The sequence below is a fragment of the Vibrio sp. Vb339 genome, assembly GCF_902751245.1.
Taxonomy (GTDB): Bacteria; Pseudomonadota; Gammaproteobacteria; order Enterobacterales; family Vibrionaceae; genus Vibrio; species Vibrio coralliirubri.
Genome location: NZ_CADDIS010000004.1, coordinates 297,248 through 312,913, shown reverse-complemented (window position 1 = coordinate 312,913; position 15,666 = coordinate 297,248). Strand labels below are relative to the sequence as shown.

General features: G+C 44.3%; 14 protein-coding genes and 8 tRNA genes. 8 read left to right on the top strand and 14 right to left on the bottom strand.

Annotated elements, in window-relative coordinates; translation table 11 throughout:
- Window positions 1-249: 249 nt before the first annotated feature.
- From HRQ85_RS19425 to lolB, 13 genes are all read right to left on the bottom strand, one after another.
- A tRNA-Gln gene (locus HRQ85_RS19425) sits at window positions 250-324 on the bottom strand.
- Between the two features lie 30 nt (window positions 325-354).
- Window positions 355-439, bottom strand: a tRNA-Leu gene (locus HRQ85_RS19420).
- Window positions 440-507: 68 nt separating this feature from the next.
- Window positions 508-582 (bottom strand) — tRNA-Gln (locus HRQ85_RS19415).
- Window positions 583-611: 29 nt separating this feature from the next.
- Window positions 612-696: transfer RNA gene (locus HRQ85_RS19410), tRNA-Leu, on the bottom strand.
- Window positions 697-770: 74 nt separating this feature from the next.
- A tRNA-Met gene (locus tag HRQ85_RS19405) sits at window positions 771-847 on the bottom strand.
- Window positions 848-924: 77 nt separating this feature from the next.
- A tRNA-Gln gene (locus tag HRQ85_RS19400) sits at window positions 925-999 on the bottom strand.
- Window positions 1,000-1,028: 29 nt separating this feature from the next.
- Window positions 1,029-1,113 (bottom strand) — tRNA-Leu (locus tag HRQ85_RS19395).
- A 67-nt stretch (window positions 1,114-1,180) separates the two neighbouring features.
- A tRNA-Met gene (locus HRQ85_RS19390) sits at window positions 1,181-1,257 on the bottom strand.
- 280 nt (window positions 1,258-1,537) lie between these two features.
- Window positions 1,538-2,629, bottom strand: a complete 1,092-nt coding sequence (gene ychF, locus HRQ85_RS19385) for a redox-regulated ATPase YchF (RefSeq protein WP_010439159.1) — start codon at window positions 2,627-2,629, stop codon at window positions 1,538-1,540.
- Between the two features lie 10 nt (window positions 2,630-2,639).
- A complete protein-coding gene (gene pth, locus HRQ85_RS19380) occupies window positions 2,640-3,230 on the bottom strand; it encodes an aminoacyl-tRNA hydrolase (protein WP_004739815.1) in 591 nt (196 codons plus the stop codon).
- Between the two features lie 208 nt (window positions 3,231-3,438).
- Window positions 3,439-4,383, bottom strand: coding sequence for a ribose-phosphate pyrophosphokinase (locus HRQ85_RS19375; protein ID WP_004739814.1), 945 nt, complete (start codon window positions 4,381-4,383; stop codon window positions 3,439-3,441).
- Between the two features lie 27 nt (window positions 4,384-4,410).
- Window positions 4,411-5,286 carry a 4-(cytidine 5'-diphospho)-2-C-methyl-D-erythritol kinase gene (gene ispE / locus HRQ85_RS19370; RefSeq protein ID WP_172380400.1) on the bottom strand — a complete coding sequence of 292 codons (876 nt, stop codon included), beginning with the start codon at window positions 5,284-5,286 and terminating at the stop codon, window positions 4,411-4,413.
- Complete coding sequence (lolB, locus tag HRQ85_RS19365) at window positions 5,283-5,930, bottom strand: lipoprotein insertase outer membrane protein LolB (RefSeq protein ID WP_172380399.1); 648 nt, start codon at window positions 5,928-5,930, stop codon at window positions 5,283-5,285. The genes ispE and lolB overlap by 4 nt, the downstream gene beginning before the upstream one ends.
- A 160-nt stretch (window positions 5,931-6,090) precedes the next feature.
- On the opposite strand from lolB, the gene hemA reads away from it, so the two are divergent.
- From hemA to ybaK, 8 genes are all read left to right on the top strand, one after another.
- Window positions 6,091-7,350, top strand: a complete 1,260-nt coding sequence (gene hemA, locus HRQ85_RS19360) for a glutamyl-tRNA reductase (protein WP_019821588.1) — start codon at window positions 6,091-6,093, stop codon at window positions 7,348-7,350.
- Between the two features lie 28 nt (window positions 7,351-7,378).
- Window positions 7,379-8,467: a peptide chain release factor 1 gene (gene prfA / locus HRQ85_RS19355; protein WP_019821589.1), complete on the top strand. Its 1,089-nt coding sequence runs from the start codon at window positions 7,379-7,381 to the stop codon at window positions 8,465-8,467.
- A 5-nt stretch (window positions 8,468-8,472) separates the two neighbouring features.
- Window positions 8,473-9,333: a peptide chain release factor N(5)-glutamine methyltransferase gene (gene prmC, locus HRQ85_RS19350; protein ID WP_172380398.1), complete on the top strand. Its 861-nt coding sequence runs from the start codon at window positions 8,473-8,475 to the stop codon at window positions 9,331-9,333.
- A gap of 173 nt (window positions 9,334-9,506) precedes the next feature.
- Window positions 9,507-9,890: a SirB2 family protein gene (locus HRQ85_RS19345; protein WP_009848726.1), complete on the top strand. Its 384-nt coding sequence runs from the start codon at window positions 9,507-9,509 to the stop codon at window positions 9,888-9,890.
- 27 nt (window positions 9,891-9,917) lie between these two features.
- Window positions 9,918-10,727, top strand: coding sequence for a SirB1 family protein (locus tag HRQ85_RS19340; protein WP_172380397.1), 810 nt, complete (start codon window positions 9,918-9,920; stop codon window positions 10,725-10,727).
- A gap of 22 nt (window positions 10,728-10,749) precedes the next feature.
- Window positions 10,750-11,604 (top strand): 3-deoxy-8-phosphooctulonate synthase, encoded by an 855-nt coding sequence (gene kdsA / locus HRQ85_RS19335; RefSeq protein WP_172380396.1) that lies wholly within the window; start codon window positions 10,750-10,752, stop codon window positions 11,602-11,604.
- A 458-nt stretch (window positions 11,605-12,062) separates the two neighbouring features.
- Complete coding sequence (gene ushA / locus HRQ85_RS19330) at window positions 12,063-13,724, top strand: bifunctional UDP-sugar hydrolase/5'-nucleotidase UshA (RefSeq protein ID WP_172380395.1); 1,662 nt, start codon at window positions 12,063-12,065, stop codon at window positions 13,722-13,724.
- A gap of 118 nt (window positions 13,725-13,842) precedes the next feature.
- Window positions 13,843-14,316 (top strand): Cys-tRNA(Pro) deacylase, encoded by a 474-nt coding sequence (gene ybaK, locus HRQ85_RS19325; protein WP_048615700.1) that lies wholly within the window; start codon window positions 13,843-13,845, stop codon window positions 14,314-14,316.
- A 106-nt stretch (window positions 14,317-14,422) separates the two neighbouring features.
- Here the strand turns inward: ybaK and rluF are convergent, their stop codons facing one another.
- Entirely contained in the window at window positions 14,423-15,556 is a 1,134-nt protein-coding gene (rluF, locus tag HRQ85_RS19320; protein WP_017064161.1) for a 23S rRNA pseudouridine(2604) synthase RluF, read from the bottom strand.
- Window positions 15,557-15,666: the final 110 nt, after the last annotated feature.

The following is a 15,666-nucleotide window of genomic DNA, read 5'->3' as shown; positions in this document are numbered from 1 at the left end:
TGCCTTACCGCTTGGCGATAGCCCAACAATGATATCATTTAAGATATCTAAATAATGGTTCGGTCGGTTTTACTTTAACGCTCCGACCACCCCGGACCAGTACCCCTCTCTAGTCGGTGGCAGCGTCAGATGTGGATAAGAGAAAGTCTTTATAGTTATATCGACATTGGTGATTCGATGTAACGTTGTGCTCTTGGTTTGCTATTTAACTTAAAAACAAGCTAAGTAAAAACAAAGAGTTTTAAATAGTGGCTGGGCTACCTGGATTCGAACCAGGGAATGCTGGCATCAAAAGCCAGTGCCTTACCGCTTGGCGATAGCCCAACAATGATATCATTTAAGATATCTAAATAATGGTGCGGTCGGAGAGACTTGAACTCTCACACCTCTCGGCGCCAGAACCTAAATCTGGTGCGTCTACCAATTCCGCCACGACCGCAGCAAAGCTTTTACTCTAGCGAAGAGTATAGTTAAGAAGACTTATGGTTTGTCTAAGTAACGTTGTAATGGCTGGGCTACCTGGATTCGAACCAGGGAATGCTGGCATCAAAAGCCAGTGCCTTACCGCTTGGCGATAGCCCAACAGGATATCAATTAAGATATCTAAATAATGGTGCGGTCGGAGAGACTTGAACTCTCACACCTCTCGGCGCCAGAACCTAAATCTGGTGCGTCTACCAATTCCGCCACGACCGCAGCAAATCTTTATAGTTATATCGACATTGGTAATTCAATATAACGTTGTTTCTTCTTCTTTCATAAAGAAAGAATGGTGGCTACTGCGGGATTTGAACCTGCGACCCCATCATTATGAGTGATGTGCTCTAACCAACTGAGCTAAGTAGCCATCTGAGAGCGAAGTAATATAATATAATCTCGCTTCCAATGCCATTATCTTTTTAAAGATAATTACACTTTAAATTGTGGCTGGGCTACCTGGATTCGAACCAGGGAATGCTGGCATCAAAAGCCAGTGCCTTACCGCTTGGCGATAGCCCAACAATGATATCACTTAAGATATCTCAATATGGTGCGGTCGGAGAGACTTGAACTCTCACACCTCTCGGCGCCAGAACCTAAATCTGGTGCGTCTACCAATTCCGCCACGACCGCTTTACTTTCCTAAAAACTCTTGTCGTTAATAAACATGTGTTTAATAACAAACAAAGTGCTTAGGAAATGGTGGCTACTGCGGGATTTGAACCTGCGACCCCATCATTATGAGTGATGTGCTCTAACCAACTGAGCTAAGTAGCCATTTCCAAATTGTCGTCCATTTCGAGACGTTGCCGCTTCGTTGTGAACGGGGCGCATTATGCGTAGTTGAGCGAAACCCGTCAACTTTTTTTTTGAATAAATCGCGAATAAACATCTGTTCGGTTTCTTTTTAGGCAAAGAGGCGTATTTGTCGACAAAAAATAGCTCTAAAAGGCGATATATATAGGAAGTTAAGTTTTTGATGAGGGGCAATTTAGAAACGAGAAAAACAAAAAGGCCAGTGAATTCACTGGCCTTTTTTCTAGATGTTTAATCAGAATTATACGTTGAAGCGGAAGTGAACAACGTCACCATCTTTAACGATGTATTCTTTACCTTCAAGGCGCCATTTACCTGCGTCTTTCGCACCGCTCTCACCGTTAAATTCGATGAAGTGATCGAATCCAACAACTTCAGCACGGATGAAACCTTTCTCGAAGTCTGTGTGGATCTTACCCGCTGCTTGTGGCGCAGTTGCACCTACAGGGATTGTCCAAGCGCGAACTTCTTTAACGCCAGCTGTGAAGTAAGTTTGAAGAGTCAGTAGTTCGTAACCAGAGCGGATCACTCGGTTAAGACCTGGCTCTTCGATACCCATATCCGCTAGGAACTCTTCGCGATCTTCGTCATCAAGTTCAGAAAGCTCCGATTCGATTGCTGCACAAACAGCAACAACTACGTTGTTTTCGTTTTCAGCGTATTCACGAACAGCGTCTAGGTATGGGTTATTTTCAAAACCATCTTCTGCAACGTTTGCGATGTACATTGTTGGCTTAAGCGTTAGGAAGTTTAGGTAGCCGATTGCTGCCGCTTCTTCTTTGCCAAGTTCAACAGTACGCGCCATACCACCTTCAGTTAGAACTGGAAGTAGCTTTTCTAGTACAGTGATTTCGAATTTAGCGTCTTTGTCGCCGCCTTTTGCTTTCTTCGCGTTACGTTGAATTGCACGCTCACAGCTGTCTAAGTCAGCCAGTGCAAGTTCAAGGTTGATCACTTCGATATCTTCGATTGGAGATACTTTGCCAGCAACGTGAACAATGTTTTCATTTTCAAAGCAGCGTACAACGTGACCGATAGCGTCAGTTTCACGGATGTTAGCTAGGAATTTGTTACCAAGACCTTCACCTTTAGATGCGCCAGCAACTAGGCCCGCGATATCTACGAATTCCATTGTCGTTGGAAGGATCTTTTGTGGATTAACAATTTTTGCTAATGCATCTAAGCGTAGATCTGGAACCGGAACGATACCTGTGTTTGGTTCGATCGTACAAAATGGAAAGTTTGCTGCTTCGATGCCTGCTTTAGTCAGTGCGTTAAACAGAGTTGACTTACCAACGTTTGGTAGACCAACGATGCCACATTTAAAACCCATGATATAAACCTTATTCTGCTTTGAACGTATGTAAGCGATTTTGTGCTTTTGGTAGGCCATCTTTTAATAAGATGTCTAGGCTGCGAACCGATTCGTCAACGACGGCCTCGATACACTCTTGCTCTTTTTGAGGAGCTTTGCCTAATACATAACCTGCAACTTTATCTTTGTGTCCTGGATGGCCAATGCCTAATCTAAGACGATAGAATTCTTTATTGTTACCCTGTTTGCTGATGATGTCTTTCAGACCATTGTGTCCACCATGACCACCACCTTTTTTAAACTTTCCAATACCAGGAGGCAGATCTAACTCATCGTGAGCGACCATGATCTCTTCTGGTTTAATTTGGTAGAACTTTGCTAAGGCTGCAACTGCTTTGCCTGACAAGTTCATAAAAGTCGTTGGGATCAGCAAACGAAGATCTTCACCGTGAACCATGATACGACCCGTTAGGCCAAAGAACTTTGGTTCGTTCTTTAGTGTCACGTTATGTACACGCGCTAATTCTTCAACTACCCAAGCGCCCGCATTGTGGCGAGTTTTGGCGTATTCTGGACCTGGATTAGCCAGTCCAACGAGAAGTTTTATTTGTTGGCTCAAGGTATGGATCTCTCTTGGGATTTCAAAAAGCGCCGTATGATATCACAGTTTATGAAAAAGGTGCGAGCTAGCTGATAGCTGCGCGATTATTCCTGTTTGTGATAACTAACAGTGCAATATTACTCAGACATAAAAAAAGCACTTCATTGAATGAAGTGCTTAATGTTTTTCTCTTGTGTGTTCCTAAAGCAAAGCTATTGGGCTTTGATTAGTTGAACATCGCTGAGATTGATTCTTCGTTGCTGATACGACGAATCGCTTCAGCAAGCATGCGAGAAAGGCTAAGTGTTGTCACTTTACCAGTCGCAGCCATCTCTGGAGATAGAGAGATAGAATCCGTTACGATAACTTGGTCTAGAACAGAGTTCTTGATGTTGTTCGCAGCAGTACCAGAGAAAACAGCGTGAGTTGCGTAAGCGAATACACGCTTAGCACCGCGCTCTTTAAGCGCTTCAGCTGCTTTACATAGTGTGCCACCCGTATCGATCATGTCATCAACGATAACACAGTCACGGCCTTCAACATCACCGATTAGGTTCATTACTTCAGAAACGTTAGCACGTGGACGACGCTTATCAACGATAGCGATGTCAACATCACCTAGCGCTTTAGCCGTTGCACGAGCACGTACAACACCACCAAGGTCTGGAGAAACCACAACTGGGTTTTCTAGGCCACGGTTAGCCATGTCTTCTAGAAGAACTGGAGTGCCGAAGATGTTATCAACAGGTACATCGAAGAAGCCTTGGATTTGCTCTGCGTGTAGGTCGATAGTAAGAACGCGGTCAACGCCAACGTTAGAAAGGAAGTCTGCAACAACTTTTGCAGTAATTGGCACACGAGCAGAACGTACACGACGATCTTGACGGGCATAACCGAAGTAAGGGATTACAGCAGTAATACGGCCAGCAGAAGCACGGCGCATTGCGTCAATCATTACCACCAATTCCATAAGGTTGTCATTGGTTGGTGCACAAGTTGATTGAATCAGGAATACATCGCTACCACGAACGTTTTCATTGATTTGAACAGCGACTTCGCCATCAGAAAAACGGTCTACAGTAGCATCGCCAAGAGAGATGTATAGACGATCAGCAATACGTTGGGCTAGTTCAGGTGTTGCGTTACCAGCAAATAGCTTCATATCAGGCACGGTGGAAACCTCGGGTTGCGTCCAGTTTTAAATAGATTGTGGGTGGGCTGATTGGTATTCAGCCAGAGTTTCTTTTAAAGGAGAAATGTTTCTTCCTTTCGCTACAAAAGCGGAAACTGTGTCAGGCAGTTGTTCTCGCACCAATTCGGCTTCTTTTTTGCTGTTAAATTCAGCAAAAACGCACGAACCTGTGCCAGTCAATCTCGACGGCGCGTATTGTAGCAGCCATGAAAGTTGCTTATCAACCTCTGGGTACAGCATTCGCACAATTTTTTCGCAATCGTTTACGTATTCTTGCTCTAGAAGCGTTGATAGCGCTCGCTTTGGAGTGTTTCGCGTTAATTCTGAATGTGTGAATATGTCTACAGTTGCTATGCTCACTTGAGGCTTAACCACAAGATACCATTTTTCATCCGGATTAGCGGGCTGTAGCTGTTCTCCAACCCCTTCAGCAAAGGCGGCGTGGCCTCGAACGAACACAGGAACGTCAGCACCAAGCTTCAAACCGATCTCGGCGAGTTGATTATCCGAGAGGTTGAGTTGCCATAAATAATTCAGAGCGACCAACACGGTTGCTGCATTTGAAGAGCCTCCGCCAATACCGCCACCCATAGGCAGTACTTTCTTGAGTTCAATATCTGCACCGAAAGAGGTTGAGGTATATTGCTGTAGCGCAGTAGCGGCTTTCCAGATCAGGTTGTCTTCAAGTGCTACCCCAGGGATTTCTGGTGTGATTGTTATCGAGCTAGTTTCTGAGTTTGCGGTAACCGTCAGTTCATCACCAAAATCGACAAACTGAAATAAAGTTTGAAGTTCGTGATAGCCATTGTCACGTCGACCAGTGATATAGAGAAATAAATTCAGTTTAGCCGGAGAAGGCCAATGGGTTGGCGTTGTTATCATTTTTTCAGTGTCCACTTCGAAACTACAATGTTGATTTTGTTATTGTCTTGCTTGAATGACAATCGAGTAGGGAGTGGGATTGTCTCTACCTTAGTATTGTCTTCATCCGATAGTTGCTTATTCGGCATCTCTGTATTGCGATAGTTAGCAAAACTCAGTGTCCATAGTTGGCTGCTGACTTGTTTGGTGAGAGATTCAAGCGTGTTGGTGGTGTTCAATTGGTAGCTATCGGCTTGATCTGGAATGCCAAGGAACCATTGTGGTAGATGATCAATAGGGATCTGTAAGCCTGTCAGCTGCTCAACCAAGACTGAAGCGCTCGCATGAGTAAATACTTGATCATCATAGGTCACGACTTTTGCACCTGATGGATCAATGGTTAGGTTCAATGCAGTTTGACCGAGAAAAGTCGTAAGCCTTAATTGACTTTGATTTGGTGAATGCTTCCAAATGAAATTTAGGCTTTGGCGTTGCTCTGGGGAAATGTAAGCGAGCTTGCCTGAGGCTTGGTAGTTTTCTATCTGTAAAAGCCGATCTTGATGACTTTGCCATTCAACGCTGGTTGGTTGTTCTGGGATAGACGAGCAACCCACCATAATTATGGCCATAAAAATAAGAGACGCGATTTTGAGAAGCTTGCTCATATTTGCTCACAACTTGTTCAAATTTATCTAAAAAACGCTTCAACTATAGCATTGAATTCACGAAGTCAGGAAAACAAATCCCGCTTGCTCTTTAAATAGAGCCATGCATCAAGTAAAATTCGCCCCTTGTTTCCATTCCCTGATCGAGAACTTCTGATACATGTCTTTGCTTGCCGTAGGTATCAATCACAATACAGCGTCGGTTGAATTGCGAGAAAAAGTCGCTTTTGGTCCAGATAAATTATCTGAGGCACTCAAGCAACTTAACGCAAATGCACACGTAAATGGAAGTGTCATACTTTCTACCTGTAATCGAACTGAATTGTATTGTGACGTCAAAGGCGTGGCAAAAAACAAGCTCATCGATTGGTTGTCAGTTTTCCATCAAGTGAGCCCTGAAGAGCTAAAACCGAGCATTTATGTCCATGAAGAGCAGGCGGCGATTAAACATTTAATGCGCGTAGCTTGTGGCTTGGACTCTTTGGTATTGGGTGAACCACAGATTTTAGGTCAGGTGAAGCAAGCTTATACAGACTCGCGAGAGAACAAATCTGTTGATGCTTCAATGGAAAAGCTGTTCCAAAAATCATTCTCTGTCGCGAAGCGTGTTCGAACTGAAACGGAGATCGGCGGAAGCGCGGTTTCGGTTGCTTACGCAGCTTGTACGTTAGCCAAACACATCTTTGAGTCGATTGCCGATTCAACCGTGTTATTGGTGGGTGCGGGTGAAACCATTGAGTTGGTGGCTAAGCATCTTTCAGCAAATGGCTGTACCAAGATGATTGTGGCTAACCGAACTCGTGAGCGTGCTTTAGGGTTGGCTGAAGAGTTTGGTGCTGAAGTGATCAGCCTTAATGAGATCCCTGATCATCTGCATCGAGCAGATATCGTGATCAGCTCAACCGCAAGTCCGTTACCTATCATTGGTAAAGGCATGGTGGAAACTGCACTGAAAACAAGAAAACATCAACCTATGTTGTTGGTTGATATTGCGGTTCCGCGTGATGTGGAATCTCAGGTTGGTGAATTGAATGACGCCTACCTTTATTCAGTGGATGATCTGCAGTCGATTGTTGATGGCAACATTGAACAGCGCAAAGTGGAAGCGATTCAAGCGGAAGCAATAGTTAGCGAAGAAAGTGCAGCATTTATGAGTTGGATGCGTTCACTGCAAGCTGTAGACAGTATTCGTGACTACCGTAAATCGGCCAACGAAATCCGAGAAGAATTATTAAGTAAGAGTTTACAATCACTTGCCGCTGGCGGTGACCCTGAGAAAGTCTTACTTGAGCTAAGTAATAAGCTCACAAACAAATTGATCCATGCTCCAACGCGCGCACTTCAAAGTGCAGCTGAGCAAGGAGAACCTGCAAAATTAATGGTCATTAGACAGAGTTTGGGCTTAGAAAACCCTCAATAATATTAGACCTCCAACAGAATAAGACATTATGAAAGCCTCGATTCTAGTAAAGCTTGAAACACTTGTTGAACGCTATGAAGAAGTTCAACATCTACTTGGTGATCCAGATGTAATCGGGAATCAAGACAAATTCCGTGCACTTTCTAAAGAGTACTCTCAACTAGAAGAAGTGACGGCTTGCTTCCAGTCATACCAGCAAGCTCAAGAAGATTTAGAAGCTGCTGAAGAGATGGCAAACGAAGATGACGCTGAAATGCGAGAAATGGCTCAAGACGAAATCAAAGACGCAAAAGCGGCGATTGAACGTTTGACTGATGAGCTACAGATTCTTCTGATTCCAAAAGATCCAAACGATGAGCGTAACTGTTTCCTTGAAATCCGTGCAGGCGCGGGTGGTGATGAAGCGGGTATCTTCGCGGGCAACCTGTTCCGTATGTACTCTAAGTTTGCTGAGAAGAAAGGTTGGCGCGTTGAAATCATGAGCAGCAATGCTTCTGAACAAGGCGGCTACAAAGAGATGATCGCTAAGGTAAGTGGCGACGCTGTTTACGGCACAATGAAGTTTGAGTCAGGCGGTCACCGTGTACAACGTGTACCTGAAACCGAATCTCAAGGCCGTGTTCACACGTCAGCATGTACGGTTGCCGTTATGCCGGAAATCCCAGAAGCGGATCTTCCAGAAATCAAAGCGGGCGACCTTAAAATTGATACTTTCCGTGCGTCAGGCGCGGGTGGTCAGCACGTTAACACCACGGATTCAGCAATCCGTATTACTCACTTACCAACGGGTACAGTAGTAGAGTGTCAGGACGAGCGTTCTCAGCATAAAAACAAAGCGAAAGCGATGGCTGTTCTTGCTGCTCGTATTGTTCAAGCAGAAGAAGAGCGCCGCGCGGCAGCGGTTTCTGATACACGTCGTAACCTACTAGGTTCGGGTGACCGTAGTGACCGTATTCGTACGTACAACTACCCACAAGGTCGTGTTTCGGATCACCGTATCAACCTTACTATCTACCGTCTTAACGAAGTACTTGAAGGTGACATGCAAAGCTTGCTTGATCCTGTACTTCAAGAGCACCAAGCCGATCAGCTTGCTGCACTTGCAGAGAACAACTAACCAGTATGCAGTCAGCATATACGGTTGAAAGTGCTTTAAAAGCAGCAATCGTAAAGCTTCAAGAGGGTGATAACACATCACCCTCTATTGATGCCGCGGTACTGCTTTGTCACGCTTTAGATAAACCAAGATCTTACCTACTGACTTGGCCTGAGAAGCATCTCACCGCAGAGCAAGAGTCTGAATTCAATGCCCTTCTAAAACGTCGCTTAACCGGTGAGCCTGTGGCTTACATTATTGGTGAGCGTGAGTTTTGGTCACTGCCGTTAAAAGTTTCCCCTTCTACATTAATCCCACGCCCAGATACTGAGCGTTTGGTTGAGGTGGCTTTGGATAAAACGTACGGCAAGCAAGGCGCGATTCTCGATTTAGGGACAGGTACAGGTGCTATCGCGTTAGCATTGGCGTCTGAGATGCCGAATCGACAGGTAACGGGTATTGATCTTCGCCCTGAAGCGCAACAGCTTGCGACAGAGAATGCACAACGTCTCAATATCACCAATGCGACTTTTTTGCACGGCAGTTGGTTTGAGCCTTTGAGCTCTGAAGAAACTGTGAAGTTCTCTCTGATTGTTTCTAACCCGCCATACATTGAGAAGAATGATCCTCATTTGTCTCAAGGCGATGTGCGTTTTGAGCCGATCACAGCACTGGTTGCTGAAGAGAAAGGGCTTGCAGATATTCGATACATTTCTGAAAACGCACGCGGCTTTTTGGAAAATGAAGGTTGGTTAGCATTTGAACACGGCTATGACCAAGGTTTGGCAGTTCGTGAGATTATGCAGGCGCTCGGTTATCTCGATGTTGTGACAGAGAAAGATTACGGTGGTAATGACCGAGTGACATTGGGTTGTTACTGTTCATAGTTAGTGATTGTTAATCGTCTTGTGAGCAATGGATGATGAACTTGCTAAATTGATACCTTTAATTCGACAATACATTTAACTCGGTAATGCATTTAACGAAGAAATACAGGGCATTAACGGGTATTGTGAGGCTCGTGTTAACGAAAGCACATATAAAAATATAAAGGAATACCATGTACGAAGGTCTAAAACATTTTCACCTATTAACGATTGCTATAAGTGCGCTACTTCTTTCGATTCGTTTCGCTCTTATGATGGCTAACTCACCTAAGCTTAAGCATCCTTTCTTGCAGCGTTTTCCTCATATCAATGACTCGTTGCTATTGCTATCGGGTATTGGCTTGATTTTCATCACTGGCTTTATTCCATTCACACCAGCAGCACCATGGTTAACCGAAAAACTAACTTGTGTTATGGCTTACATCGCATTAGGTTTCTTTGCGCTTAAGCTAGGTAAAAACAAGCTATTGAGAGTATTCTCTTTCTTTGGTGCGCTTGGCTGGTTAGCGATGGCAGGCAAAATCGCAATGACTAAGACACCAACATTTTTCGGTTAATTATCTCCTTATTTCGGTTAACTATCTATGTACGAATTTTTTGATGAAGACTTTGACCAGCTAGAGTTAGCTGAAGGTGCATTGATCTTAAATAAAGCGATTAACCCAGAAACTCAAGACAGTTGGGCAGAGCAAGAGCTGGCGAGATTGTTAAAAGACGCCGAGTTTGCTTTGGTTAATGAAACCGATGAACAGCAGAAGTTTGAATCTTTTATTCGACTATTCTTTTATGAATGGGGCTTTGCTGGCGATAAAGACGCGTATTTCTCTTCGGAAAACGCGTTCATCGATAAAGTGCTTGAGAGAAAGAAAGGCATTCCAGTGAGTCTGGGGGCGATCTTTCTTTTTCTAGGTCGCAAGCTAGGCTTTCCTGTAGAGGGCGTCTCTTTCCCTACTCAATTCTTAATTAAAGTAAGTTGGTACGGGCAAGCTGCGGCCTACATTAACCCTTATAACGGTGAGTATGTTGGCGAACAAACGCTGCGAGCATGGTTAATTGGACATGATGGCCCATTAGCTAAGGTGAAACCTGAGCACTTAGAAGTTGCCGACCACCCAACAATTATTGGTAAGTGGTTAGCCCTGCTCAAGAGTGCACTGCTGCGAGAAGAGCGTTATACGCTTGCATTGAAGTGTACTGACCTTGCTTTGACGTTTGTACCTGATGACCCATATGAAATCCGTGACCGCGGTTTTATCTATCAGCAGCTAGACTGTCACCAAGTAGCCGCAACCGATTATCAATATTTTATCGACCAATGCCCAGATGACCCTGCATCTGAGTTACTGAAATCTCAAGTGAACGTCATGAACGAAAAGACAGTGGTAGTTCACTAATTAATAATTACTTAGAGAGAATATGATGGAACAAAAAACAGTTCACATTGGCGATATGCCAATTGCAAACGACAAGCCATTTACGCTATTTGCAGGCATGAACGTTCTTGAATCTCGCGATCTTGCTATGCAGATCTGTGAGCACTATGTAAAAGTAACCGAGAAGCTGGGCATCCCTTACGTATTTAAGGCGTCTTTTGATAAAGCGAACCGCAGCTCAGTTCATTCATACCGTGGTCCAGGAATGGAAGAAGGTCTTAAAATCTTCCAAGAGCTGAAAGATACTTTCGGCGTGAAGATCATTACTGATATCCACACAGAAGCTCAAGCTCAGCCTGTTGCGGATGTGGTTGATGTAATCCAATTACCTGCATTCCTAGCTCGTCAAACTGATCTTGTTGAAGCAATGGCTAAGACTGGCGCAGTAATCAACGTGAAGAAGCCTCAGTTCATGAGCCCGAACCAAGTTGGCAACATCGTTGATAAGTTTGCTGAGTGTGGTAACGACAACATTATCCTTTGTGAGCGTGGCGCTTGCATGGGTTACGACAACCTTGTTGTCGATATGCTTGGCTTTGGCGTAATGAAGAAGTCTTCAAACGGTAGCCCAATCATCTTCGACGTGACGCACTCTCTACAAATGCGTGACCCATCAGGTGCTGCATCTGGCGGTCGTCGTGAGCAAACGGTTGAACTTGCTAAAGCGGGTCTTGCTACGGGTATTGCGGGTCTGTTCATTGAAGCTCACCCGAATCCAGATCAAGCTCGTTGTGATGGCCCATCTGCGCTACCTCTAGACAAACTAGAGCCGTTCTTGAAGCAGATGAAAGAACTTGATGACCTTATCAAAGGCTTTGAGCACATCGATATTAAATAATTGAACTGCATATAATTAACAGCCGGCGCAAACGCCGGCTTTTTTGTACCTATCGGTCAGCGAGTTGCGGTTAAGTTGATACTTTCAAACCAGTTAGCCTATTAGTAGGTATGTTATAACATATCAATTAAGGCTTTGATAAATAGAATAAATTTAACGAAGGTCACTTTTCGGGGATGTTGAATTGAGCCAATCACAAATAATCTAAAAAATTATGAAAACGTTTGCCTGTGATCACTTATTTGCTCAAATGCAACTTTGCCGCTTTGTTACACACTCGATAGGAGATTAAGGTGATCTATCCTACATAAATATGAAATCACTCTGTTAGGTTTACCGTCTTAATTTAAACTACTTCATGTTTTACTAAATTCTAACGATGTTTCCTTAGCGGACATTTGTTGAGTTTGAGTGATAAAAAAGCAGTGGATTCCCCTAAAAAGTTCAAAGGTATGACAATGAAGCAACGCCTTATTCTAAAGACAGCACTAAGTGCTGCAATCCTAGCTACTCTAGCTGGGTGTGCGTCTCAATCAACTCAAGATTGGAACCAAGACGAAACTTACAAGCTAACGGTTCTACACACTAACGACAACCATGGTCGTTTTTGGCAGAACAAATACGGTGAATACGGCATGTCTGCGCGTAAAACGCTTGTTGACCAACTTCGTGCTGAAGTTGAAGCAGAAGGCGGTAGCGTGTTGCTTCTATCTGGTGGTGACATCAACACGGGTGTGCCAGAGTCAGATCTTCAAGATGCAGAACCTGATTTCAAAGGTATGAATAAAATTGGTTACGATGCAATGGCATTGGGTAACCACGAGTTTGACAACTCTTTAGACGTACTACAAAAGCAGATCGATTGGGCTAACTTCCCAATGCTATCTGCAAACATCTACGACAAAGCAACAGGCGAACGCAAGTTCCAAGCTTACGAGATGTTTGAAAAGCAAGGTATCAAGATTGCGGTTATCGGTCTAACCACTGAAGATACGGCAAAAATCGGTAACCCTGAGTTCATCGCGAGCATTGATTTCCGTGACCCTAAAGAAGAAGCGAAGAAGCTGATCGCTGAACTTAAAGAAACAGAGAAGCCAGATTTAATCTTCGCTGTGACTCACATGGGTCACTACGAAAACGGCCAACGTGGTGTTAACGCACCGGGTGATGTCGCACTTGCTCGTTACCTAAATGAAGGCGATCTAGACATGATCGTTGGTGGTCACTCTCAAGAGCCTGTGTGTATGGAAGGCCCTAACGTTGCGAAGAAAAACTTCAAGCCGGGTGATGAGTGTAAGCCTGACGTACAGAATGGTACTTACATCGTTCAAGCTCATGAGTGGGGCAAGTACGTAGGTCGTGCTGATTACGAATTCCGTAATGGTGAGCTAGAGATGGTGAGCTACGACCTGATTCCAGTTAACCTTAAGAAGAAAGTTAAGATTGACGGTAAGAAGCAACGTGTTCTTATTCAAGATGAAATCGCACAAGACCCAGAGCTACTTGAATTCCTACGTCCTTTCCAAGAGCAAGGTCAAGCACAGCTAGAAGTTCAAATCGCAGAGACAAATGGTAAGCTTGAAGGCGATCGTAACGTCGTTCGCTTCCAACAGACCAACCTAGGTCGTTTGATTGCGACTTCTCACATGGAGCGCGCAAAAGCAGACTTCGCTGTGATGAACTCTGGTGGCGTTCGTGACTCAATTGAAGCCGGTAATGTTACTTACAAAGACGTGCTAACGGTACAGCCTTTTGCGAACATCCTGACTTACACGGACATGACGGGTAAAGAAGTTCTAGATTACCTAAATGTAGTGGCGACTAAACCAATCGATTCTGGTGCTTACGCTCAGTTTGCTGGTATCTCAATGACAGTAGCGAACGGTGAAGTATCGAATGTATTCATCGGTGGCAAACAGCTTCGTCTAGACGAAACATACCGTTTCACAGTACCAAGCTTTAACGCTGCTGGTGGTGACGGTTACCCTAAATTGTCTGACCACCCAGGTTATGTAAATACTGGTTTTGTTGATGCTGAAGTACTGAAAGAGTACCTAGAAGCAAACAGCCCGGTTGACGTAAACAAGTACGCGCCTTCAGGCCAAATGGTTTACAAGTAATTGAATCCAAGCAATTGTATCAATAGGTGTTAAATTAGATTGACTCTAGCACCATGATAAATTTAACTAAAGCGACGCCTCGGCGTCGCTTTTTGTTTATCTATCGTTTGGATTTGTTATGACCCCTGCAATCAATCTTGCCAAGAAAAAGAAAATCGCTCATAGCGTGCATCAGTACCATCATGATGCCAATAATACGAACTATGGTTTAGAAGCCGTTGAAGCGCTTGGTCAAGATCCCAAACGTGTATTCAAAACGCTGTTATTCTGCTTGAATGGTGTGGCGAAAGATTTGGCGGTTGCCGTTATTCCTGTCGACCAGAAGCTAAACCTAAAGCTGGCAGCAAAAGCAGCGAAAGGCAAAAAAGCAGAGATGGCTGATCCAGATATTGCTCAGAAAACCACGGGTTATGTTGTTGGTGGAATTAGTCCGCTTGGTCAGAAGAAAGCCTTGCCTACTTTTGTTCATTCCAGCGCTACCGATTTTGAAACGATATGTGTGAGTGCAGGGAAGCGTGGGCTAGAGATTGAACTCGACCCAAAAGACTTAACGCTACTGACTCGCGGACAGTTTGCGGATCTATGTTTATAGATTGTCGTTGTCATGATGATAAAACTATCGAATGACAAACAAAAACGCCCGCTAGACTAATCTAGCGGGCGTTTTTATATCGAGTGTCTCGTCTTACTAATTCAGACTACTTCTTCAGACCTAAAGTACCACCAACACGCTTTGGTGCAGGTTTGTTCGGTCTGTTTGAATCTTGGCTGCGGTTTGCCGGCTTACCACTTCTACGATCGGTATTATCGCGATCTGTGCGATTGCGATCCGAACGGTTTCTATCTGAATTAGAACGCTCTGAACGAGAGTTCGATTTCCAGTTCTCGGTATTACCACCGCTTTCACCGTTCGATGAATTGCGGCCACGCTTTGAGTTAGGTGCATGACGGAATTCATCCGCATTGTTACCGCGGTAAGTACGTGTACGGTTCTCGTTTTGATTACGGCGCGCTGTTGAAGCTTGGTTCTCTTCACGGCTATCAAAAAGTTTCGCGTCAGTCGCTTTACGAATGCGTTGACCTTTCGCGTTCATTTTTGACGCATCTTCCGTACTTACTGAGCCTTCACACATCGCTAAGATCTCAGTGATCTCTTCGTCGCTCAGGTAGCGCCACTTGCCGTTAGGAATACCGTCTAGTGAGATATTCATAATACGAACACGACGTAGCTTAAATACTTCATAACCGAGCGCTTCACACATACGGCGAATTTGGCGGTTAAGGCCTTGTGTTAGTGTAATTCGGAATGAGAATTTGGTCTCTTTCTCTACTTTACATGGCAAAGTGACTGTATCGAGAATGTGAACGCCAGCGCCCATTTGCTTCAAGAATTCCGTCGTAATCGGCTTATCTACACGCACCACGTATTCTTTCTCGTGGTTGTTACCTGCACGTAGGATTTTGTTTACGATGTCGCCGTCATTGGTTAAGAAGATAAGGCCATCAGAAGGCTTATCTAGACGACCAATCGGGAAAATGCGCTTGTGGTGGCCGATAAAGTCGACGATGTTGCCAGGAATATCACGCTCAGTCGTACAGGTGATACCTGTTGGTTTATTAAGAGCAATGTAAATCGGCTTCTCTTTTGAGCGAACAGGCTTATTGTCGATCTCAACATCATCACCTGGCAAGACTTTAGTACCCATTTCAGGGATCTTACCGTTAATAGTAACTCGGCCTGCATCAATGAGCTTATCGGCTTCGCGGCGTGAGCAAAAACCAGTTTCACTGATGTATTTATTAAGGCGTTTAGCTTGGGATTCTTGTGACATGATATTCTCTTAGCGTTTCACAACGGAAATATAGATAAACAAAAAGCAACCTTTGGATAGTTGCTTTGAGTTGGAATTCGTTAACTGAGGCAATTTTAGCACTTGGTGTG

Bases quoted from the DNA above. Each gene is read 5' to 3' on its own strand.
- ushA (WP_172380395.1), top strand. From the start codon at position 12,063: ATGAAGCAACGCCTTATTCTAAAGACAGCACTAAGTGCTGCAATCCTA.
- prfA (WP_019821589.1), top strand. From the start codon at position 7,379: ATGAAAGCCTCGATTCTAGTAAAGCTTGAAACACTTGTTGAACGCTAT.
- ychF (WP_010439159.1), bottom strand. From the start codon at position 2,629: ATGGGTTTTAAATGTGGCATCGTTGGTCTACCAAACGTTGGTAAGTCA.
- ispE (WP_172380400.1), bottom strand. From the start codon at position 5,286: ATGATAACAACGCCAACCCATTGGCCTTCTCCGGCTAAACTGAATTTA.
- ybaK (WP_048615700.1), top strand. From the start codon at position 13,843: ATGACCCCTGCAATCAATCTTGCCAAGAAAAAGAAAATCGCTCATAGC.
- kdsA (WP_172380396.1), top strand. From the start codon at position 10,750: ATGATGGAACAAAAAACAGTTCACATTGGCGATATGCCAATTGCAAAC.
- rluF (WP_017064161.1), bottom strand. From the start codon at position 15,556: ATGTCACAAGAATCCCAAGCTAAACGCCTTAATAAATACATCAGTGAA.
- HRQ85_RS19345 (WP_009848726.1), top strand. From the start codon at position 9,507: ATGTACGAAGGTCTAAAACATTTTCACCTATTAACGATTGCTATAAGT.
- prmC (WP_172380398.1), top strand. From the start codon at position 8,473: ATGCAGTCAGCATATACGGTTGAAAGTGCTTTAAAAGCAGCAATCGTA.
- hemA (WP_019821588.1), top strand. From the start codon at position 6,091: ATGTCTTTGCTTGCCGTAGGTATCAATCACAATACAGCGTCGGTTGAA.
- lolB (WP_172380399.1), bottom strand. From the start codon at position 5,930: ATGAGCAAGCTTCTCAAAATCGCGTCTCTTATTTTTATGGCCATAATT.
- HRQ85_RS19340 (WP_172380397.1), top strand. From the start codon at position 9,918: ATGTACGAATTTTTTGATGAAGACTTTGACCAGCTAGAGTTAGCTGAA.